A 310-nucleotide genomic window follows, 5' to 3' on the forward strand; every position below is an offset into this window, starting at 1 on the left:
GGAGCCGTCGATGTTTGTCACGATGTTTGTCGGCAATTACAACGAAAAAACGCATACGTTCTCGTACGCGTGCGCTGGACACGAACCGGCGCTTTGGTATCGGGCGAAAACGAAGCAATGCGTGCCGCTAGGCGCCAAGGGCTGCGCGCTCGGCTTGTTTCCGCAATTTTCATTTGAGACCAAATCGGTTGTGCTCGAACCAGGCGATTTTGTGCTGCTGTACACCGACGGGGTGACGGAAAAGCGTACCGAAGAGGCGGACGATGACTTTTCCGTTCTCGCCGCGATGGTCGCCCGCGTCAACCTTGAT

1 protein-coding gene is annotated in these 310 nt (G+C 56.1%); it reads left to right on the forward strand.

The annotated features are described in order from the left end of the window. A partial coding sequence (locus tag LD028_RS08700; RefSeq protein WP_237811577.1) for a PP2C family protein-serine/threonine phosphatase occupies positions 1–310 on the forward strand: 310 nt, incomplete at both ends.

The organism is Anoxybacillus sp. LAT27 (assembly GCF_022030075.1).
GTDB classification, from domain to species: domain Bacteria; phylum Bacillota; class Bacilli; order Bacillales; family Anoxybacillaceae; genus Anoxybacillus; species Anoxybacillus kestanbolensis.